At 70.7% G+C, this 19,571-nt stretch carries 19 protein-coding genes; 4 read left to right on the top strand and 15 right to left on the bottom strand.

Annotation, left to right across the window (positions count from 1 at the left end; genetic code table 11):
• Position 1: 1 nt before the first annotated feature.
• Together ACK4TT_RS09040 and ACK4TT_RS09035 are read right to left on the bottom strand one after the other, a co-directional pair.
• A complete protein-coding gene (locus tag ACK4TT_RS09040; RefSeq protein WP_409639546.1) occupies positions 2–1,411 on the bottom strand; it encodes an FAD-binding oxidoreductase in 1,410 nt (469 codons plus the stop codon).
• A gap of 22 nt (positions 1,412–1,433) precedes the next feature.
• Complete coding sequence (locus ACK4TT_RS09035; RefSeq protein WP_410212860.1) at positions 1,434–2,357, bottom strand: L-threonylcarbamoyladenylate synthase; 924 nt, start codon at positions 2,355–2,357, stop codon at positions 1,434–1,436.
• A 73-nt stretch (positions 2,358–2,430) separates the two neighbouring features.
• Here ACK4TT_RS09035 and ACK4TT_RS09030 point away from each other — a divergent pair, with 73 nt between their 5' ends.
• Together ACK4TT_RS09030 and ACK4TT_RS09025 are read left to right on the top strand one after the other, a co-directional pair.
• Complete coding sequence (locus ACK4TT_RS09030) at positions 2,431–4,179, top strand: acyl-CoA dehydrogenase (protein WP_409639551.1); 1,749 nt, start codon at positions 2,431–2,433, stop codon at positions 4,177–4,179.
• 84 nt (positions 4,180–4,263) lie between these two features.
• Positions 4,264–6,126 carry an ATP-binding protein gene (locus ACK4TT_RS09025; protein WP_410212859.1) on the top strand — a complete coding sequence of 621 codons (1,863 nt, stop codon included), beginning with the start codon at positions 4,264–4,266 and terminating at the stop codon, positions 6,124–6,126.
• On the opposite strand, the gene ACK4TT_RS09020 is transcribed toward ACK4TT_RS09025, so the two are convergent.
• Positions 6,123–7,304: an amidohydrolase family protein gene (locus ACK4TT_RS09020; protein ID WP_410212858.1), complete on the bottom strand. Its 1,182-nt coding sequence runs from the start codon at positions 7,302–7,304 to the stop codon at positions 6,123–6,125. The genes ACK4TT_RS09025 and ACK4TT_RS09020 overlap by 4 nt on opposite strands.
• A 17-nt stretch (positions 7,305–7,321) precedes the next feature.
• On the opposite strand from ACK4TT_RS09020, the gene ACK4TT_RS09015 reads away from it, so the two are divergent.
• Positions 7,322–7,930, top strand: coding sequence for a DNA-3-methyladenine glycosylase (locus tag ACK4TT_RS09015; protein ID WP_409639560.1), 609 nt, complete (start codon positions 7,322–7,324; stop codon positions 7,928–7,930).
• On the opposite strand, the gene ACK4TT_RS09010 is transcribed toward ACK4TT_RS09015, so the two are convergent.
• On the bottom strand, positions 7,927–8,409 hold the full coding sequence (locus tag ACK4TT_RS09010; RefSeq protein ID WP_410212857.1) for a peroxiredoxin: 483 nt from the start codon (positions 8,407–8,409) through the stop codon (positions 7,927–7,929). The genes ACK4TT_RS09015 and ACK4TT_RS09010 overlap by 4 nt on opposite strands.
• 82 nt (positions 8,410–8,491) lie before the next feature.
• Between ACK4TT_RS09010 and ACK4TT_RS09005 the strand changes: the two genes are divergently transcribed.
• Complete coding sequence (locus ACK4TT_RS09005) at positions 8,492–9,055, top strand: YqgE/AlgH family protein (RefSeq protein WP_410212856.1); 564 nt, start codon at positions 8,492–8,494, stop codon at positions 9,053–9,055.
• A gap of 4 nt (positions 9,056–9,059) precedes the next feature.
• Here ACK4TT_RS09005 and ACK4TT_RS09000 read toward each other — a convergent pair whose 3' ends face one another.
• From ACK4TT_RS09000 to ctaD, 11 genes are all read right to left on the bottom strand, one after another.
• Entirely contained in the window at positions 9,060–10,730 is a 1,671-nt protein-coding gene (locus tag ACK4TT_RS09000; protein WP_409639569.1) for a putative bifunctional diguanylate cyclase/phosphodiesterase, read from the bottom strand.
• Positions 10,731–10,766: 36 nt separating this feature from the next.
• A complete protein-coding gene (locus tag ACK4TT_RS08995) occupies positions 10,767–11,378 on the bottom strand; it encodes a GNAT family N-acetyltransferase (protein ID WP_410212855.1) in 612 nt (203 codons plus the stop codon).
• A gap of 32 nt (positions 11,379–11,410) precedes the next feature.
• Entirely contained in the window at positions 11,411–12,697 is a 1,287-nt protein-coding gene (locus ACK4TT_RS08990; protein ID WP_410212854.1) for a M16 family metallopeptidase, read from the bottom strand.
• Entirely contained in the window at positions 12,672–14,063 is a 1,392-nt protein-coding gene (thrC, locus tag ACK4TT_RS08985) for a threonine synthase (protein ID WP_410212853.1), read from the bottom strand. Before thrC ends, ACK4TT_RS08990 begins: the two co-directional genes overlap by 26 nt.
• Entirely contained in the window at positions 14,063–14,779 is a 717-nt protein-coding gene (locus ACK4TT_RS08980; RefSeq protein WP_410212852.1) for an SURF1 family protein, read from the bottom strand. The genes thrC and ACK4TT_RS08980 overlap by 1 nt, the downstream gene beginning before the upstream one ends.
• Positions 14,772–15,128, bottom strand: coding sequence for a DUF983 domain-containing protein (locus ACK4TT_RS08975; protein WP_409639584.1), 357 nt, complete (start codon positions 15,126–15,128; stop codon positions 14,772–14,774). The genes ACK4TT_RS08980 and ACK4TT_RS08975 overlap by 8 nt, the downstream gene beginning before the upstream one ends.
• A gap of 1 nt (position 15,129) precedes the next feature.
• Positions 15,130–15,999, bottom strand: a complete 870-nt coding sequence (locus ACK4TT_RS08970) for a cytochrome c oxidase subunit 3 (RefSeq protein WP_409639586.1) — start codon at positions 15,997–15,999, stop codon at positions 15,130–15,132.
• 128 nt (positions 16,000–16,127) lie between these two features.
• Complete coding sequence (locus ACK4TT_RS08965; RefSeq protein WP_410212851.1) at positions 16,128–16,733, bottom strand: cytochrome c oxidase assembly protein; 606 nt, start codon at positions 16,731–16,733, stop codon at positions 16,128–16,130.
• Entirely contained in the window at positions 16,711–16,863 is a 153-nt protein-coding gene (locus ACK4TT_RS08960) for a hypothetical protein (protein WP_410212850.1), read from the bottom strand. Before ACK4TT_RS08960 ends, ACK4TT_RS08965 begins: the two co-directional genes overlap by 23 nt.
• Positions 16,864–17,832, bottom strand: coding sequence for a heme o synthase (gene cyoE / locus ACK4TT_RS08955; RefSeq protein WP_409639595.1), 969 nt, complete (start codon positions 17,830–17,832; stop codon positions 16,864–16,866).
• A gap of 78 nt (positions 17,833–17,910) precedes the next feature.
• Positions 17,911–19,554: a cytochrome c oxidase subunit I gene (gene ctaD / locus ACK4TT_RS08950; RefSeq protein ID WP_409639598.1), complete on the bottom strand. Its 1,644-nt coding sequence runs from the start codon at positions 19,552–19,554 to the stop codon at positions 17,911–17,913.
• Positions 19,555–19,571 lie beyond the last annotated feature (17 nt).

The following is a 19,571-nucleotide window of genomic DNA, read 5'->3' as shown; positions in this document are numbered from 1 at the left end:
GCTAAAAAAGAACCCGCGGATTGAGGATGCGCTTGGGGTCCAACGCCTGCCGGATGGCCTTCTGCGCCGCCAATTCGACCGGGCTCTTGTAGCGCTTCGCCTCCTGCGTCTTCATGGCCCCCAGGCCGTGCTCGGCGCTGATCGAGCCGCCCAGCCTCGCCACGAGGTCGTGCACGATGCGCGACCCCTCGTCCCGCCGCGCCGAATGCGCGGCGTCCGAGCCGCCGTCTGGCCGGAGCACGTCGTAGTGGATGTTGCCGTCGCCGACGTGGCCGAAGGCGGCGATCCGGCAGCCCGGCGCGAAGGCGCGCATGGCGGCGTCGGCCTCCTCCAGGAAGCGGGGGACCTTGCTGACCGGCACCGCCACGTCGTGCTTCCAGGTGGCCCCCTCGGGCTTCTGGGCGGGGGACTGGTTCTCGCGGATCGCCCACAGCGCCTTGGCCTGACCTTCCGTCTGGGCGACCACGGCGTCGCGGACGAGGCCCGCGGCCAGCCCCTCCTCGAGGAGGCGCTGCATGGCCCGTTCCGAGGAGCCTTCCTCGGCCGAGGCGAACTCGGCCAGGACGTACCAGGGATGGACCTCGGGCAGCGGGTCGCGCGTGCCGGCGATGTTCCTGAGCGCGAAGTCGATGCCCAGACGCCCCATCAGCTCGAAGGCCTCCACGGCGCCGCCGGCCGCGTCCTTGGCCCGGGCCAGCAGCTCGATGGCGTCTTGGGGCGAACCGATCCCGATGAAGGCCACGGCGCGGGAGCCCAGCACCGGATGGAGCTTGAGGGCCGCCGCCGTGACCACGCCCAGGGTGCCTTCGGCGCCGATCAGGAGCTGCTTGAGGTCATAGCCGGTGTTGTCCTTGCGCAGGCGCTTCAGGCCGTTCCAGACCTCGCCGTTGGGCAGCACGGCCTCCAGGCCCAACACCAGATTGCGGGCGACGCCGTAGCGCAGCACCTGGGTGCCGCCGGCATTGGTGGAGACGAAGCCGCCCACCGTGGCCGACCCCTCCGAGGCCAGGCCCAGGGGGAAACGACGGCGGACCTCGGCGGCGGCGGCGTGGACCTCGGCCAGGGTGACGCCCGCCTCGGCCACCAGCACGTCGTCCAGCGGCTCGACGGCGCGGATCGCCCGCAGCCGCTCGGTGGAGAGCAGGATCTCGCCCTTCGGGATCTGGCCGCCCACCAGGCCCGTGTTGCCGCCCTGGACGGTGATCGGCTGGCCCGCCTCGGCGCAGATCCCCACGACGGCGGCCACCTCTTCGGTCGTCTTCGGAAGCGCCAGGAACGGCGTCTGCCCCACCCAGCGGTCGCGCCACTCCACCAGCTTCGGGGCGATGCGTTCGGCGTCCTCGCTCCAGCCGCCCTCGCCGAGCACGGCCTTCAGGCGCGAGATCACGTCGGCGGAGACGGGAGCAGTCATGGCCGGACCATAGTCCTCGTGGTCACCCGACGAAACCGGCGGCCCGTTTCAGCCGGTCGTTGATGGCCTCGCCCAGTCCTTCGCCCGGGATCGGCGCGACCGCGATCCCCGAGGCGCCCGAGCGGTCGGCGGCGCGCAGCAAGGCGAAGAGATTGGCGGCCGCCTCGGCGAGATCGCCCTTGGGGCTGAGGTTGAAGACCCGCTCACCGGCCGGCGCGGGTCCAAAGGCCAGGAACGCCTCACAGGGTGCCGGAGCCTCGGCCTCCAGCCGCACCGGCAGGTCCGGGGCGTAGTGCCGCGCCAACCGGCCCGGGGAGCGCCTAGCGTCGGCTTCCGCCTCCGCCAGCGGGCCGATGACGGCCTCGATCTCGGCGCGGGTTATGGCGCCGGGCCGCAGCAACCGAGCCTCGTCCAGCAGGGCGACCACGGTGGATTCCAGGCCCACGGCGCATGGTCCGCCGTCCAGGGCCGCGACGGCGGCGGCTCCGGTTTCCTCCACGGCGTCGGCGAAGGTCGTCGGGCTGGGCCGCCCCGAGCGGTTGGCCGAGGGCGCCACCACCGGCCCGCCGAACGCCTCCAGCAGCGCCCGCGCCAGGGGGTGGGCCGGCGCGCGGACGGCCACCGTGTCCAGGCCAGCCCGGGCGAGGTCGCAAACGGCTTCGGGGTCGGCCACCGGCAGCACCAGGGTGAGCGGCCCCGGCCAGAAGCGTTCCGCCAGCCGCTCGGCGCGGTCGTCGAAGCGGGCGATGCGGCGCGCCGTCGCCAGGTCCGGCACATGGGCGATCAGGGGGTTGAAGCTGGGCCGGCCCTTGGCCTCGTACACCGCCGCCACGGCCCGGGCGTTCGCCGCGTCGGCGGCCAGGCCATAGACCGTCTCGGTGGGCATGATCACGAGCCCGCCGCGCTTCAGCGCCCGGGCTGCTGTAATGGGGTCGGCGGCGTCCACAGGCGGCGGTTACACGAGGGGTGACCCCAACGGCAACTTTCGTCCGCGCGCGCAGGCGTCTAGAAGGCGCGCCATGACCTTCCGCGCCCCCGTCCGTGACCTCGCCTTCGCCCTCCAGACCGTCGGCCATCCGCAGATGCTGGCGCGCCTCTATCCCGACCTCGACGCCGACACCGTGCAGGCGGTGCTGGAGGCGGCGGGCGCCTTCGCCGACAACGAGCTGGCCCCGCTGAACCGCAAGGGGGACCTGGAAGGCGCCAGGTACGCCAACGGCGCGGTCACCGCCGCCCCCGGCTTCGCCGACGCCTACAAGGCCTTCGCCGAGCAGGGCTGGAACTCGCTGGCCGCCGACCCGGCGTTCGGCGGCCAGGGCCTGTCCAAGGCCATGGAGCTGGCCGTCTTCGAGATGGTGCACGCCTCGAACATGGCCTTCGGCCTCTGCCCCATGCTGACCCAGGCGGCCATCGAGGCCCTGACCCTGCACGGGACCGAACGCCAGAAGCGCCTCGTCCTGCCGAAGCTGGTCTCGGGCGAATGGACCGGCGCCATGGTGCTGACCGAGCCGCAGGCCGGCTCGGACCTGGCCGCGCTCACCGCCCGCGCCGAGCCGGACGGCGAAGGCGGCTATCGCCTCTACGGCCAGAAGATCTTCATCACCTGGGGCGACCACGACGCCACCGACAACATCATCCACCTGGTGCTGGCCCGCACGCCCGACGCGCCCCCAGGGGTGAAGGGCATCAGCCTCTTCCTGACGTCGAAGTTCGAGGTGAGGGACGACGGCTCGCTCGGCCCGCGCAACGACTTCCGCCCCGGCTCCATCGAGCACAAGCTGGGCATCCACGCCTCCCCGACCTGCGTCATGCTGTACGAGGGCGCCAAGGCCGAGCTGGTGGGCGAGCTGGGCTCGGGCCTGGCCCACATGTTCGTCATGATGAACGCCGCGCGTCTGCAGGTGGGCGTCCAGGGCGTGGCCATCGCCGAGCGGGCGTTCCAGCAGGCCCTGGCCTTCGCCCAGGAGCGCCGCCAGGGCCGCGCCGTCTGGTCCGGCGACTACCCGGCGGCCATCTACGACCATCCCGATGTGCGCCGCACGCTGACCCTGATGAAGGCCAGGATCGAGGCGGCGCGGGGCATCTGCCTGACCACCGGCGTGCTGGCCGACCTGGCCCACGGCTCGGACGACGCCGAGGAGCGCGCCGCCGCCAAGGCCCGCCAGGAGCTGCTGACGCCCATCGCCAAGGCCTGGTCCACCGACCTGGGCGTGGAGGTCGCCTCGGCCGGCGTGCAGATCCACGGCGGCATGGGCTTCATCGAGGAGACGGGCGCGGCCCAGCACTATCGCGACGCCCGGATCGCGCCGATCTACGAGGGCACCAACGGCATCCAGGCCGCCGACCTCGTGGGCCGCAAGGTGCGCATGAACGACGGCCAGGCCATGCGCGCGCTCTGCGCCGAAATGGCCCTCACCGCCGAAGCCCTGGCGGCCGACGCGGGCCTCGCCGCCGTGGGTCGACGCCTGGCCGCCGGAGTCGCGGCCCTGGAGCGCGCCACCGACTGGCTGCTGGCGGCGGACAATCCCTCGGCCCTGGCGGCGTCCGTCCCCTATCTGAAGCTGGCCGGCGACGTGATCGGGGGTTGGATTCTGGGCCGCCAGGCGCTCGCGGCGGCCGGCTCCGAAGACCCGTGGCTGAAGGCCAAGGGAACGCTGGCCCGGCTCTACGCCGCCCAGGTCCTGAGCCTGGCCCCCGGCCTCGCCGATGGCGTCACCGTGGACTGGAGCGAGCTGGAGCGCACCACGCCGGACGCCCTGGCCGGCTAGGTATCCGACTACCGGCGCCCAAATGCCGCTGTTCTCTTAAGTTTTACCTTTTGGGTGCAGTTCCCCTATCGGGGAGAGGCATCCATGACTGCGGAAATGACCGCCGGCGAGCCGACCGCCGCGCCGACTGGCGAGGCGTTCACCGCCTATCAACTCACGCTGGGGGGTCTGGTCTTCCCGGTCTTTGGACACATCGTGTTCAACTCACTGAGCGCGATCTGCCTTTGGCTGCTGGGCCATCCCGGAGCGGGTCTCGTCCTGCTCGTTTCCGCCACCGCCATCGATGCGCTCCAGCAACACCTGCTCCGGCGTTGGCTGCTGGTCAGCGGCGAGGCCGAGCCGCAGGCCGGCTTCCGGCGCCTGGCCGCGCTCGTCGCCGCCCGCGTCACCGTCTATATGGTCCCCGTCGTGGCCGTCGCCATCCAGGGCGGCCTGGGCGAGATGGCCTATTTCACGACCCTGGCCTGCATGATCATGGCCATCGCGCTCTCGGCGGGCGCGCTTTCGCGGCTGGTGTTCTGGGGTTTCGCCGGCCCCCTGCTGGCGGCCTTCACGCTGATCGTCGCCTGGGCCCTCCCGCCCCGGGAAGCGATCGCCATGCTGTTCGCCGGCGGCGTGCTGGTCATGCTGCTGGTCATGATCTCGGCCAACATGACCCGCGCCACCGGCGCCTGGCACGGCGCCTTCAACCGCAACCTGGCCCTCGTCCGCGACCTGGAGGCCGCCCGCGATCAGGCGCTGGCCGAGCGCAGCGCCGCCGACCAGGCCCGCGAGGAGGCTCGACGGGCCACCCGCGCCAAGTCCGACTTCCTGGCCACCATGAGCCACGAGATCCGCACGCCCATGAACGGCGTGCTCGGCATGGCCCAGCTTCTTCGCCGGGAGGAGACCGACCCCGCCCAGATCGCCCGCGTCGACACCCTGATCGACAGCGGCGAGTATCTTCTGTCGATCCTCAACGACATCCTGGACGTGGCCAAGATCGACGCCGGCCGTCTGGAGATCCTGCCGCGACACGAGGACCTGCGCCTGCTCATGGACCGTCTGATCGGCTTCTGGGGCGGCCGGGCGGACCAGAAGGGCCTGGACCTCAATCTGACCATCGCGCCCGATGCGCCGGACTTCGTCCTGGTCGATGCGCTCCGGCTGCGTCAGATCCTGTTCAACCTCGTGGGCAACGCCCTGAAGTTCACGGAGCGCGGCGCCGTGGACGTCATCGTCTCGGTCCGGCCGGACGGCCCCGGCCGGGTGATCGCCACCTTCTCGGTGCGTGACACGGGCCCCGGCATCCCGCCCGAGCAACTCCCGTATCTCTTCGACCGCTTCTCCCAGGGCGACGAAGTCGAGGCCCGGAAGTTCGGCGGCACGGGCCTGGGCCTCGCGATCGTCCGGCAGCTCGCCGGCCTGATGGGCGGCCGCGCCTGGGCCGAGAGCAGGCTGGGCCAAGGGTCCGCCTTCCATGTCGAGATTCCGTTGCAGGTGGCGGGAGCGGCCACGGCGCCGGCCGAGCCCGGGCCCGACCCCGACGCCTCCGGCCTCCTGGAAGGGCTGGCGATCCTGGCGGTGGACGACAACGCGGTGAACCTGATGGTCCTCGACCAGCTCCTCGCCGGCTTCGGCGCCCGGGTGGTGAAGGCCGCGAGCGGGCCCGAGGCCCTGGAGCAGCTCGCCGCCCAGCCCTTCGATCTGGTGCTGATGGACATCCAGATGCCGGGCATGACCGGCGCCGAGGCCCTGGTCCGGCTGCGCGGGTCGGCCGGTCCCAACCGCGCCGCGCCGGTGATCGCCCTGACCGCCGACGTGATGTCCGGCGGCCGCGACCTCTACCTGGACCAGGGCTTCACCGACCACACGCCCAAGCCCATCCAGGTGGCCGACCTGATGGCCGCCATCGTCCGGGCGCTATCGGCCGCGCCCGAGGACGCCGGCGCCGCCCGCAGCGCCTAGGCGGCGGCGAGCGCGGGCAGGTCGTGCAGGCTGGGGTCGAGCCCCTGGCCCATCAGATCGATGAAATTGTCGCGGTAGAACCGCCGCCGGCCGGCCTCGCTTACGCCTTCCAGGCTCTCATTGAACCGCTTCAGCGGGTTGCGACCGCCCTCGATGTGCGGGAAGTCCGAGGAGAAGAGCACCATCTCCTCGCCGGCGTTCTCCATGATCCAGCGGACGTCCTCGTGCGGATACGGCGTGACCCGCAACTGCCGGCGCAGGATTTCGCTGGGCCTGGCCGACAGCTTCTGGAGCCGTTCCTCCTTGCCGAAGGCGGCGCAACCGGAATCCAGGAACCGCATCAGGCTGGGCAGCCAGGACGCCCCCAGCTCGATGGCGCCCCACTTCAGTTTCGGGAAGCGGTCGAGCACCCCGTCGATCACCAGCACGGACAGCGTCTGCCAGATGCTGATCGGGATCGCCATGAAGGTGACCGAGGTGAAGTTCTCGTCGCCGCCGTGGAAGTCCTTCACCCGGGGCAGGCCGTTCTCCAGGTAGTCGGGATGCATCTTCTCCTCCCCGCCCACGTGGAAGAGGACCGGCAGGCCCGCCTCCTGCGCCAGCGCCCAGAGCGGATCCAGCTCCACGTGGCTGGGGGAGAAGCCGGGCGGATGGCGCGAGGGGATCACCAGCGCCTTGGCTCCAAGCTCGATGGCTTCCCGCGCGATCTCTGGCGCGCGCTTGCGGTCGACCAACGGCACATAGCCGGTGGCCAGCAGCCGCCGGTCGACGCTGCAGAACTCGGTCATCATGCGGTTGTGGGCGCGGGCCGCCTCGCCCGCGAGCTCGACCTCGCCCATCTGCTCCAGGCCCCAGTTCGACAGGCAGGCGGTGGTGAAGACAAGCTGGGAGGCGAAGCCCAGGTAGTCCAGCGTCCTGCCCCGGTCTTCGGCCCGGAAGGCGCCCAGCGCCTCGTAGTTCTTGCGCAGCAGGATGTTGGCCTCGGCCCCGGCCCGGAAGGCGGGGTCTTCATGCTGGTCGGCGGCCCGGGCGAACCACTCGGGAAGGACGTCCTTGCGGCCCGTCTTCTCCATGAAGGCGTCGCGGAACTTCGGATCGAGGTAGCGGTGGATGGTCCCCGGCAGCTCCATGATGTGGCTGTCGGCGTCATGGACGGTATGGCCCTCGACGTAAGGCATGCGCATCCTCCCCGGTCATGAGTTCATTTCTTGCCGCCGATTCCGGACCTTCGAACGCGGACCGTCAAGCGTCCTGGCGGGCCTTCTGGCGCCGCCACCCGGCCGAGGTGGCGCGCGACCTCATCGGCTGGGAGGTGCAGGCGGGCGGCGTCGGCGGCCGCATCGTCGAGACAGAGGCCTATCACCACGAGGACCCGGCCTCGCACAGCTTCTCGGGCCCCTCCGAGCGGAACGCGGCCATGTTCGGCGCGGTCGGCCGGGCCTACGTCTACCGCTCGTACGGCGTCCACTGGTGCCTGAACTTCGTCTGCGGCGAGCATCCCGGCAGCGCCGTCCTGATCCGGGCGCTGGAGCCCACGGCGGGGATCGAGGTCATGCGCGAGCGACGGGGCCTGGACGACCTCAGGGCCCTGTGCTCGGGGCCGGGGAAGCTCTGCCAGGCGCTGGCGATCACCCGCGCCCACGACGGCCTGCCGTTGGACCGCCCGCCCTTCGCGCTTGCGCCGGGGCCGGCCGCGGGGCTGGTCGCCGGCCCCAGGATCGGCATCACCAAGGGCGCGGCGACGCCCTGGCGGTTCGGCGAGGCCGGCTCACGCTTCCTGAGCCGGCCCTTTCCGAAGATCTAGAGCTGGGCCAGCAGGTAGTCGGCCGACGAGACCTTGAATTCGCCGGGCTGCTCGACGTTGAGCTCGGCGACCACGCCGTCCTTGACGATCATGGAATAGCGCTGCGAGCGCGGGCCCATGCCGAACTTGGCGCCATCGAAGTCCAGGCCCACGGCCCTGGTGAAGTCGCCGTTGCCGTCGGCCAGCATGACGATGTCCTCGCCCACGGCCTGGTCCTCGGCCCAGGCGCGCATCACGAAGGCGTCGTTGACCGAGAGGCAGGCGATCTCGTCAACGCCCTTGGCCTTGATGGCCGAGGCCTCCTGCTTGAAGCCCGGCAGGTGCTTGGCCGAGCAGGTGGGGGTGAACGCCCCCGGGACAGCGAACAGAGCGACGGTCTTGCCCTTGAAGAAATCCTCGCTGGAAACCGGCCGCGGTCCCTCGGCGGTCGCCTGGGTGAGCGTCACATTGGGCAGCTTGTCGCCGACTTTGATGGTCATGGCCGTTCTCCTTCGGGTTCGAGACGACGCTGATAGCCGAACCTCCTTGAAAGCGCCACGAAGAGGCTCGACACTGCGCCCGATGGACAGCGGCTTCCTGACCGGCCAACTGCTGATCAGCATGCCGGGGATCTCGGACCCCCGGTTCGAGCGCACCCTGATCCTGATCTGCGCCCATGATCCGCAGCACGCCATGGGCCTGGCCCTGAACCATCCCGTGCAGGGCCTGACCGTGCCCGACCTCCTGGAGCGCCTGGAAGTCAGGTCCACCATCCGCCTGCCGCCCGATCTGGTGCTGGTGGGAGGGCCGGTGGAGCGGGAGCGCGGCTTCGTCCTGCACACCGACGACTACCGTGTCGAGTCCAGCCTTGAGGTCGGCGGCGGCGTGGCGCTCACCGCCACCCGCGACGTGCTGGAGGCCATGGCCAACGAGGCCGGGCATCCCCGGCTCGCCCGCCTCGCCCTCGGCTACGCCGGCTGGGGGGCGGGCCAGCTCGAGTACGAGATCCGCGAGAACGTATGGCTCACCTGCGAGGCCGACGAGGCGCTGGTGTTCGACACCGACTACGAAACCAAATGGGCCCGCGCGCTCGCCAAGCTCGGCATCGACCCCAAGTTCCTGGGCCCCGCCGCCGGCCGGGCCTGACCGACTAGCCCCCGCTTCCCCCTCGGAGCTTCAAGGGCGCGGCGCCGTCGACGTAGCTCTCGTTGAGATAGACCTCGGCCTCCTGGGCCGACAGCGCCGGCGCATAGCCGAAGCCCTGGCCGTAGTCGCAGCCCAGCGCCAGAAGCTGGTGGGCCATGCCGGCGTTCTCGACGCCCTCGGCCACCACCTCCATGTGGAGATCCTGGCCCAGCTTCACGACCGAGGAGACGATCTTGGACGAGCCCTCGTTGGTGGCCATGGTCCGCACGAAGTAGCGGTCGATCTTCAGCGTGTCGAAGGGCAGGCGCGTCAGGTAGCTGAGCGAGGAGAAGCCCGTGCCGAAGTCGTCCAGGGCGAGCGCCGCGCCCGCCACCCTCAGCGCCCGCAGCGTCACCGCGGCCCGGTCGGGATCGCGCATGACGTCGCTCTCGGTGACTTCCAGCTTCAGGGCCCCGGGCGGAAGGTCGGCCTCGCGCCGGATGGCGGTGACGTCGGCCACGAGGTTGGGGCGGTCGATCTCGCCGGTGGACAGGTTCACCGACACGGACAGCTCACCCGCCGCGCGGTGCCGGTGGCGCCAGATCGAGAGCTGGCGCGCCGCCTCCTGCATCATCATGGCGCCGATCTCGCTCATGATGCCCATCTCGTCGCACAGGGGCAGGAACTGCTCGGGCATGAGCAGGCCGCGCCGGGGATGGCGCCAGCGGACCAGGGCCTCGAAGCCCGAGAGCGCGCCGGTCGAGAGGCGTACGATGGGCTGATAGAAGGGCACGAGCTCGCCGCGGCTGAGCGCGCCCTTCAGGTCGCCCTCCAGGGCCAGGCGCGACAGGCCGTCGGTCTCCAGGCTGCGGCCGTAGGCGGCGGCCCCGCCGCGCCCGTGGCTGCGGGCGGCCTCGATGGCCAGCTCGGCGCGGCGCAGCAGTTCGGCCGCCTCGGGCGCGTCCTCGCCGCCCGGCGCCTCCACGGCGCCGATGGACAGCGTAGGGTGGATGTCGAAGCCCGCCACGCGCAGGGGCTGCTCCAGCGCCTGGCGCAGGGCCTCGGATCCCGGCGACTGCCCGGCGGGGGCGAGCGCGGCGAACTCGTCCTCGCCGATACGGCCGAGGAGCGCGCCGGGCGGGAAGGCGGCGGCCAGCCTGGAGCCCAGCGCGGCCAGCACCAGGTCGGCCCGCTCGTGGCCCAGGGCCTCGTTCAGGCGGCGCAGGCGGTCGAGGTCGGCGACCACCAGCTCGTGCGCGCCCGGCGACTGCAGGCGCTCGCGGGCGCAAGCGATGAAGCTGCGGCGGTCCAGGAGGCCGGTGAGCGGATCCTGGTCCGAGGCGGCGAACTTGACCTCGGCGGCGACCACGCCGGCGGCGCGCACCCCCTCCTCCAGCCAGACGCCCCGCCAGATGCAGGCGCCGGCGCCGCGCATCCGAAGCCGCACGGCCACTTCGCCGCCGGGCGGCTGCACGCGCAGCAGGTCCTCGGCCAGCGCCCGGTCCTGGGGCAGCGACAGCGCGCGCAGGGCGGCGGAGGAACAGTCGGGCGCGAGCGGCCCCAGGCCCAACGCCCGGGTCGCCCCGGTCAGCCGCAGGCGGTCCTTCTCAGGCTCCCAGGTCCAGAGGGCGACGTCGGCCGCGCCGAGCGCCTCGAGGGTCGCGGTGGCGTCCCAGCTCCAGCGGTCGTTCGACATGAATCCCGGCCGCGGCCCCCAAAACGCAGGCGCCGGTCACACCGACACCCCCTCGTCCGGTCCGTCATGCCCGCCGTGGGGGCTGACCAGGCCGAACAGGACATGATCGCGCCAGGCCCCGTTAATTTTGAGATAAGCCTTGGCCTGTCCCTCCTCGGCGAAGCCGGCCTTTCTCAGCAGGTCGCGCGAGGCCTGGTTCTCGGGAATGCAGGCGGCCTCCAGCCGGTGGAGGCCCAAGGTGCGGAACGCGAAGTCCGACAGCGCCCTCACCGCGCCCAGGGTCAGGCCCTGGCGGGCGTAGGGCTTGCCGCACCAGTACCCCACCGACCCCATCTGGGCGACGCCGCGCCGGACGTTCGAGAGCGTGATGCCGCCGGTCAGCGCATCGTCCGACGCGCGGAAGACGAAGAACGGATAGGCGACGCCGATCTCCCGGTCGCGGGCATAGGCCAGCAGGCGGCGGCGAAAGGCGCCGCGCGACAGGTCGTCGGCCGGCCAGGTCGGCTCCCACGGCTGCAGGAAGGTCCGGCTGACGGCGCGCAACTCGCGCCATTCGGCGTAGTCGGACGCCCGGGGGGGACGCAGCAGCACGCCGTCGCCTTCCACGCGAAGGCCGCTCTCCGGCGCGATCCAGTCCAACAGGGCCATCCCTTCAGGGTCGCCGATTTGAGGAAGAAGCGCTAGCCGCCCAGCGCGCGCCCGAACAGCTCGGCGGACTTCATGGCCGCCTTGGGACCGAGCGCCGCCACGGCCGCCTTGCCGGGCGCCAGGATCTTCCGCGTGAGGGCGGCGAGCTGCTCGGCCGTCACCGCGTCCACCTGGGCGGCCACGTCCTCGGGATCGAGCGTGCGGCCGAACAGCAGCACTTGCCCGGCCGCCTGCTCGGCGCGGGCGAGCGCCGCCTCGCGGCCCATGAACATGCCGCCCTTGAGCTGGGCCTTGGCCCGCGCCAGCTCGGCCTCGGGAACGGGTTCGGTCATCCCCTGGATCTCGCCCAGGGTCACTTCTGCGAGCTCGGCGGCGTCGCCCGCGGCGCAGCCGGCGAACACGCCCAGCACGCCGGTGTCGGCGTAGGTCTCGGAATAGGCGTCGATGGCGTAAGCCAGACCCCGCTTCTCGCGGGCTTCCTGGAAGAGGCGGGAGGCCATGCCGCCGCCAAGGATCTCGGCCAGCAGCCGCAGGGCGAAATAATCGGGGTCGTGCACGCCCACGGCCGGCAGCAGCAGCACGAGGTTGGCCTGCTCCAGCGGCTTGGCCACCGCCCGCACGCCGCCCTGGAAGGCCGCCGGCGCCGGATCTGGGACCGGCGTCCCGCCGGCCCCGCCGAAGTCCCGCTCGGCGACCCGCAGCAGCTCGTCCTCGTCCACGGCCCCCGAGGCGCTGACCACCAGCGACGGGGCCGCGTAGAGCGCCTCGCGCCAGGCCGACAGGGTCTGCGGCGTCGCCGTCCCGATGGAGGCCGGGGTCCCCAGGATCGGCCGGCCCAGCGGCTGGCCGCCGAACGCGGCTTCCTGGGCGAGCTCGAAGACCAGGTCGTCGGGGGTGTCGGCGGCCTCGGCGATCTCCTGGCCCACCACCTGCTTCTCCCGGACGAGATCGTGGGGGTCCATGGTCGGGCGCAGCACCAGGTCGGCGATCACCGACGAGCCCAGGTCCAGCCCGCCCTTCAGCGCCCGCACCTGGAAGCTGGTGCGCTCGTAGCCGGTGGCGGCGTTGATGTGGCCGCCTTCGGCCTCGATGACCTCGACGATCTCGCGGGCCGAGCGGCCGCCGGCCCCCTTGAAGACCATGTGCTCCAGCAGGTGCGACCAGCCCGAGCGGGCCTCGTCCTCGAACCGCGCGCCGCGGCCGGCCACCACCGACAGGGCCACCGTCTGCCAGCCCGGAATGGGGTCGCAGATCACCCGCACCCCGTTGCCCAGGACGTGCAGGCGCGGCCCCTCAGCTTTCGGCGAAGGCGCGGACATAGGCCTTGATGGTCTCGGCCTCGGCCGGCAGGTGCTCGTAGCGCTCGCGCCGGTCGGCCAGGTTGGCGACGCCGCGCGGCAGGGCCGGCGTCACGCCGCTGGCCTTGGCCACATCCTCGGGGAACTTGGCGGCATGAGCGGTGGAGAGCACGACGACGGGCCCCCTCAGGTCGTCCACGTGGCGCAGGGCGGCGACGCCCACGGCGGTGTGCGGGTCGATGAGTTCGCCGGTCTCGTTGAGGGTTGAGACGATGGTGCGCACGGTCTCGTCCTCGCCGATGGCCACGCCCCGGAACAGTTCGCGCATCGTGGCGAAGGCCTGGGGCGGGATGTCGAGCGCGCCGGCCTCGCCGAAGGCCTGGAAGGCCCGGGCGGTCTCGACCGGATCGCGGCGGACGCCCTCGAAATAGAGGCGCTCGAAGTTCGAGGCGGACTGGATGTCCATGGCGGGCGAGATGGTCGCCTGGACCGCGCCGCGCGCATAGCGGCCCGTCTCGAACGCGCGGGACAGGATGTCGTTGGCGTTGGTGGCGGCCACGATGCGGGCCACCGGCAGGCCCATGCGCATGGCCACGTAGCCCGCGAAGGCGTCGCCGAAGTTGCCGGACGGCACGCAGAAGCTCGCCGGCCGGTGCGGCGCGCCCAGCGCCACGGCCGTGGTGAAGTAGTAGACCGCCTGGGCGGCGATGCGGGCGAAGTTGATGGAGTTCACGCCCGACAGGTCCACGGCCTGACGCAGGGCCTGGTCCTGGAAGGTCTGCTTCACGATCGCCTGGCAGTCGTCGAAGGTGCCCTTCACGGCCACGCAGGCGACGTTGTCCTCCTCAGCGGTGGTCATGAACCGCCGCTGGACCTCCGAGATGCGGCCTTCGGGGAAGAGGGCCACGATCTTCACGTTCTTGCGGCCGCGGAAGGCCTCAACCGCCGCCCCGCCGGTATCGCCCGAGGTGGCGCAGACGATGGTCTGGGTCCGGTTCTGAGCCCCCAGCAGGTGATCGTAGAGGCGGGCAAGGATCTGCATGGCCACGTCCTTGAACGCCAGGGACGGCCCGTGGAACAGCTCGGCCAGGAAAACGTCGGGGCCTATCTGCACCAGGGGGACGACGGCCTTGTGGTTGAAGGTCGCATAGGCCTCCTCGCACATCCGGCGCATGTCTTCGGGCGCGATCTCGTCGCCGGCGAAGGCGCCGATCACCTCGGCGGCGACCTCGGCGTAGGGACGCCCCGCGAAGCCCGCGATCGTCTCGCGGCTGAACGCCGGCCAGGTGTCGGGAACGTAGAGGCCGCCGTCGGGGGCGAGACCGGCCAGGACCGCATCGGTGAAGCCGACCGAGGGCGACTGCCCGCGGGTCGAGATATAGCGCATCAACTCTTCCGCCTCCTGAGGAGCACGGCCGCATAGACGCCGAGGAGGGCCGCGGCAAGGCCGTACCAGGTCACCGCGTACTCGAGGTGCCGGTTGGTGATTCCGGTGGGGACGGGCGCCGGGACCAGCGCCTTCCACTCGGGATTGGAGGAGGTTTCGGCCATCAGGAACACCGGCGCGGGGCTCGGGGCCCTCAGCGCCTGGGCCATGCCCGCGACGTCGCGGGTGAACCAGCGGTCCGGCCGGTTCGGCGGCGAGAAGGCATTGGCGGGCTCGGGCGCGCGCAGCACGCCCACGACCTCGACCGGCGTGCGATCGCCTGCGTCGACGGGCGGGCGGGCCGAGACGGTGTCGGGCACGAAGCCGCGGTCCACCAGGATGGTGCGGTAGCGCAGGCTGGGCGCCGCGCAGGCCGAGATGAGGCGCACGCCCGCCTGGCCGTCGCGGAGACCGTACAACTCGACGTAGGGCGCGCGCGCCAGGCCCGGGCAGACGACGCTGACCCGCGTGAATTCCACGTCTTCGGCGGCGGCCAGGCCGTCGAGGACGGGAGCGAGCGGGCGGGCGGGCGCGGCCTTGAGCGCCTCGATGCGGGTGATGAGGTCGCGCTTCCAGGCCAGGCGCTGGATTTGCCACGTCCCCAGCGAAAGCAGGATCGCCAGGGCGACGGCCGTGGCGACGGTCAGGCCGACGGGGAATCCGCGGCGCTCAGTCACGGCGGGCTTCGGACGCCTTGTTCATGAACTGGGCGGCCAGCATCAGCCCCTTCATCGGTCGCAGCAGGGCGAGCACGAGGACCAAGGTGAGCGGCAGCCAGATGACGAGATGGACCCATACCGGGGGGCTGAGCGCCACCTCGGTGAAGAGGGCCGCGAAGGCCACGATGCAGCCTGCGATCAGGATCACGAAGACCGCCGGCCCATCGCCGGAGTCGGCCTTCGCCAGGTCGTAGCCGCAGGCCTCGCAGCGCGCGGCCACCTTGAGGAAGCCGTCGAAGAGGTGACCCTCTCCGCAGTTGGGACAGCGCCCGGCCGCCCCTGCCAGCAGCGGATTGGGCCTGGTCACCTTAGTGCGCGGGGCCCCCGAAGATCACGTAGACGAAGGCGAACAGGAACAGCCACACCACGTCGACGAAGTGCCAGTACCAGGCGGCCGCCTCGAAGCCGAAGTGCTTCTGCGGGGTGAAGCCGCCGCCCATGAGCCGAAGCAGGCAGACCAGCAGGAAGATGGTGCCAATCAGCACGTGGAAGCCGTGGAAGCCCGTGGCCATGAAGAACGTCGACCCGTAGAGGCCGGCGTTCGCCGCTTCCTCGGAGAAGAAGTACTTGTGGGTCAGGATGTGGTGGTACTCGTAGGCCTGGATCGCCGTGAACAGCGCGCCCAGGATGACGGTCAGGATCAGGCCGATCTTGGCGCCCTTGCGGTCGCCCTGCTGAAGGGCGTGGTGGGCCCAGGTGACCGTGGTGCCCGACAGCAGCAGCACCAGGGTGTTGACCAGCGGCAGCTCCCAGGCCGGCACCGTCTCGACGCCATGCGGCGGCCAGGTGGCCCAGGCGGCGCGCACTTCCTCGATGGCCGAGTGGGCGCGGACCTCGTGGAACAGCGCCATCTCGAAGAACATCCAGAACCAGGCGACGAAGAACATCACCTCGGAGGCGATGAACAGGATCATGCCGTAGCGCAGGCCGATCGACACGACCGGGGTATGGTCGCCGGCGTTGGCCTCCTTGACCACGTCGCGCCACCAGCCGGCCATGGTGTAGAGCACGCCCGCAAGGCCGGCGAAGAACAGCCAAGGCGTCCCCGCGGGAATGCCGAACAGGCCCTTCAGCCAGGTCACGCCGCCAATCGCCATCACCATGGCGGAGAGCGAGCCGACCAGCGGCCAGGGGCTCGGATTGACCAGGTGATAGTCGTGTTTGACGCCTTCGGCCATTTCGGTCCTAACCCCTCAAATCCCTAAGGCCGCCGGTCCCAGGCTCCCCCCTCGGGAGTCGCACGGCGGTAAAGTCGCGGACGCTATAGCCTCGCGCCGACCGTCTCGCCAAGAGGGGAAAAGGCCCATCAGCCCTTCGCGCCCGCGGTCTTGGCCGGATGCAGGTCGGCGCGCGCCGGCGCCGGCGCGCTCGTCGAGGGGAAGAAGGTATACGACAGCGTCACCTCGGACTTCCCCTTGGTCTCGAAATCGTCGGCGTACTTCGGATCGACGAAGTACAGGACTGGCATGTCGACGGTCTGGCCAGGGCCCACCGTCTGGTCGGAGAAGCAGAAGCAGTCGAGCTTCTGGAAATAGGGACCGGCCTGCTCGGGCACCACGTTGAAGACCGCCCGGCCGGTGATCGGCTTGTCGGAATTGTTGGTGACCTGGAAGAAGGCGATCTTGGTCTCTCCGATCTTGGCCGTCTGCGACGTCTGCTTGGTCACGAAGGTCCAGGGCAGGTCGCGGACGTTGGCGTCGAACCGGATGGTGAGCGTCTTGTCCAGCACGGCGCCCGGCGCCGCCTCGGCCTTGCGGGTGGTCCCGTCGAAGCCGGTGAGCTGGCAGAAGGCCCGGTAGAGCGGCACCGAGGCGTAGGCCGCGCCGATCATGCCCACGAAGGCGGCGGCGCAGATGATCGCGACCCGGCGGTTGCACCGGACCTGCGGGTCAGAAGGGTCGTTGGAGGACATTGCCGCCCAGCTTAACCAAGGTGACGACGAAGACCAGGATGACAAATAGCGCCAGGCCCAGGGCCAGGGCGACGTTGCGGCCGCGCCGGGCCTTGGCCTCGGTTTCGGATTCTCGGGCGGGATCGCTCATCTAGACGAGCTCCAGGGGGATCACGCCGAGCAGGTGCTCGGCCAGCAGGGTGGCGAAGAGAAGGGCGAGGTACAGGATCGAGAAGGCGAACAGATTGCGCGCATCCCGGGCGCCGGCGCGGACGTCGTACAGTCCGTCGTCGTTGCGCGGATCGGCCGCCTCGCCCGCCTTGCTGCGCAGCAGCCGCCAGGCCAGCAGCAGGAACACCGCCCCGCCGCCCCCGGCCACCCCCAGATAATAGGGACCGCCGAGGCCGGTCGCCGCCGGGGCCAGGCAGACCGGCACGAGCAGAAGCGAATAGATCCAGACCTGCCGGCGGGTGGAGGCCGCGCCCCGCACCACCGGCATCATCGGCACGCCGGCCTTGGCGTAGTCCTCGCTGGTGTAGAGGCTGAGCGCCCAGAAGTGCGGCGGGGTCCACATGAAGATGATCAGGCACAGCAGCCAGGCGTTCAGCGGGGCGCTGCCCGTCGCCGCGGCCCAGCCGATCACCGGCGGCAGTGCGCCGGCCAGTCCGCCGATCACGATGTTCTGGGTTGTCCAGCGCTTCAGCCACATCGTGTAGATCACGGCGTAGAAGAAGATGGTGAAGGCCAGGAGGCCCGCGGCGAACCAGTTGGCCGCCATGCCCATCAGCATCACCGAGAACAGCGACAATATGACGCCGAGCGCCAGGGCGTCGGCGCCCTGCACCCGGCCGGCCGGGACGGGACGGCCGCGCGTGCGGCGCATCTTCGCGTCGATGTCGGCGTCCCACCACATGTTGAGCGCGCCGGACGCGCCCGCGCCCACGGCGATGCAGAGGATCGCCACGGCCGCCAGCACCGGCGAGATGGCCCGGTCTGCGCAGACGAGGCCGGTCAGGGCCGTGAACACCACCAGCGACATGACGCGCGGCTTGAGCAGCTGGAGGAAGTCCTGCCAGCGGGCCGGTGCGCGGGTCGTGGGAGGGGCCGAAGCCATGGCCATGCCGATATACTCTTAATGTCCGAAGGGCGCGCCCTCGCGGACGCGCCCCCCGATGTGGTCTTGGCGGAAGCGGGCGCCCTAGTGGACGTCCGGCTTCACCACCGGCAGCTCATTGAACTGGTGGAAGGGCGGCGGGGAGGGAAGGGTCCACTCCAGCGTCGTCGCGCCTTCGCCCCACGGATTGGCCTCGGCCTTGCGGCGGAAGACCATCGCGTCGAGCAGCATGACCAGGAAGATCCCCACGCCGACGATCGTGACGACGTAGCCCAGCGAAGACACCTGGTTCCAGAGGGTGAAGGCCTCCGGATAGTCCACGTAGCGGCGCGGCATGCCCTGAAGGCCCAGGAAGTGCTGCGGGAAGAAGATCAGGTTCACGCCGATGAAGGTGACCCAGAAGTGCAGGGCGCCCAGCCACTCGCGGTACTTCACGCCCCACATCTTCTCGAACCAGTAGTAGAAGCCGGCGAAGATCGAGAACACGGCGCCCAGGCTGAGCACGTAGTGGAAGTGGGCCACCACGTAGTAGGTGTCGTGGAGGCTGTAGTCGATGCCGGCGTTGGCCAGCACGACGCCCGTGACGCCGCCCACCGTGAACAGGAAGATGAAGCCGATCGCCCACAGCATGGGCGTCTTGAACTCGATGGAGCCGCCCCACATCGTGGCGATCCACGAGAACACCTTCACGCCCGTCGGCACGGCGATGACCATGGTCGCGGCCACGAAGTAGGCGCGCAGGTTGATGGGCATGCCCACCGTGTACATGTGGTGCGCCCACACGACGAAGCCGATGAAGCCGATGGCCACCATGGCGTAGGCCATGGCGAGGTAGCCGAAGATCGGCTTCTTCGAGAACGTCGAGACGATGTGGCTGATGATGCCGAAGCCCGGCAGGATCATGATGTACACTTCGGGGTGACCGAAGAACCAGAACAGGTGCTGGTACATCACCGGGTCGCCGCCGCCGGCCGCGTCGAAGAAGTGGGTGTTGAAGTTGCGGTCCGTGAGCAGCATCGTGATCGCGCCGGCGAGCACCGGCAGCGACAGCAGCAGCAGGAACGCGGTCACCAGGACCCCCCAGGCGAAAAGGGGCATGCGGTGCAGGGTCATGCCCGGCGCGCGCATGTTGAAGATCGTGGTGATGAAGTTGATCGAGCCCAGGATCGAGCTGGCGCCCGCCAGGTGGAGCGACAGGATGGCCAGGTCCATCGACGGGCCGGTGTGGCCCGAGGTCGAGAGCGGCGGATAGGCCGTCCACCCGCCGCCGAAGCCGCGGCCCGGACCGCCGTCGACGAACAGCGACAGGGTCAGCAGGCAGAACGCGACGAACAGCAGCCAGAACGAGATGTTGTTCATCCGCGGGAAGGCCATGTCCGGCGCGCCGATCATCAGCGGCACGAACCAGTTGCCGAAGCCGCCCATGGTGGCGGGCATGACCACGAAGAACACCATGATCAGGGCGTGGGCCGTGACCACGACGTTGTACCCGTGCTTGGTCGGGTCGATGAGGCCCAACTGCGCGAGCAGCGAGCCTTCCCTGAACACCTGGATGCCCGGCTCGGCGAGCTCCCAGCGGATCAGGCCCGACAGGGCGCCCCCGACCAGGCCCGCCATGATGGCGAACAGGATGTAGAGGGTCCCGATATCCTTGTGGTTGGTCGAGAAGAACCAGCGGGCGATGAAGCCCGGCTTATGGTCGTGATCGTGAGCGGCGGCGTGTGCCATCTTACTCTAATCCTGGC

Source organism: Phenylobacterium sp. (assembly GCF_046463815.1).
Classification (GTDB): Bacteria; Pseudomonadota; Alphaproteobacteria; order Caulobacterales; family Caulobacteraceae; genus Phenylobacterium.
Note: the sequence above shows the minus strand (reverse complement) of the source record. Positions and strands in the feature narration are given on the sequence as shown.

Coding starts and splice junctions, on each gene's coding strand:
- ACK4TT_RS09025 (WP_410212859.1), top strand. CDS start 4,264: ATGACTGCGGAAATGACCGCCGGCGAGCCGACCGCCGCGCCGACTGGC.
- ACK4TT_RS08960 (WP_410212850.1), bottom strand. CDS start 16,863: ATGAGCGATCCCGCCCGAGAATCCGAAACCGAGGCCAAGGCCCGGCGC.
- ACK4TT_RS09000 (WP_409639569.1), bottom strand. CDS start 10,730: ATGTCGAACGACCGCTGGAGCTGGGACGCCACCGCGACCCTCGAGGCG.
- ACK4TT_RS09010 (WP_410212857.1), bottom strand. CDS start 8,409: ATGACCATCAAAGTCGGCGACAAGCTGCCCAATGTGACGCTCACCCAG.
- ACK4TT_RS09040 (WP_409639546.1), bottom strand. CDS start 1,411: ATGACTGCTCCCGTCTCCGCCGACGTGATCTCGCGCCTGAAGGCCGTG.
- ACK4TT_RS09020 (WP_410212858.1), bottom strand. CDS start 7,304: ATGCCTTACGTCGAGGGCCATACCGTCCATGACGCCGACAGCCACATC.
- ACK4TT_RS09015 (WP_409639560.1), top strand. CDS start 7,322: ATGAGTTCATTTCTTGCCGCCGATTCCGGACCTTCGAACGCGGACCGT.
- ctaD (WP_409639598.1), bottom strand. CDS start 19,554: ATGGCACACGCCGCCGCTCACGATCACGACCATAAGCCGGGCTTCATC.
- ACK4TT_RS08965 (WP_410212851.1), bottom strand. CDS start 16,733: ATGTCCTCCAACGACCCTTCTGACCCGCAGGTCCGGTGCAACCGCCGG.
- ACK4TT_RS09030 (WP_409639551.1), top strand. CDS start 2,431: ATGACCTTCCGCGCCCCCGTCCGTGACCTCGCCTTCGCCCTCCAGACC.
- thrC (WP_410212853.1), bottom strand. CDS start 14,063: ATGCGCTATATCTCGACCCGCGGGCAGTCGCCCTCGGTCGGCTTCACC.
- ACK4TT_RS08970 (WP_409639586.1), bottom strand. CDS start 15,999: ATGGCCGAAGGCGTCAAACACGACTATCACCTGGTCAATCCGAGCCCC.
- ACK4TT_RS08995 (WP_410212855.1), bottom strand. CDS start 11,378: ATGGCCCTGTTGGACTGGATCGCGCCGGAGAGCGGCCTTCGCGTGGAA.
- ACK4TT_RS09005 (WP_410212856.1), top strand. CDS start 8,492: ATGGACAGCGGCTTCCTGACCGGCCAACTGCTGATCAGCATGCCGGGG.
- ACK4TT_RS08990 (WP_410212854.1), bottom strand. CDS start 12,697: ATGTCCGCGCCTTCGCCGAAAGCTGAGGGGCCGCGCCTGCACGTCCTG.
- cyoE (WP_409639595.1), bottom strand. CDS start 17,832: ATGGCCATGGCTTCGGCCCCTCCCACGACCCGCGCACCGGCCCGCTGG.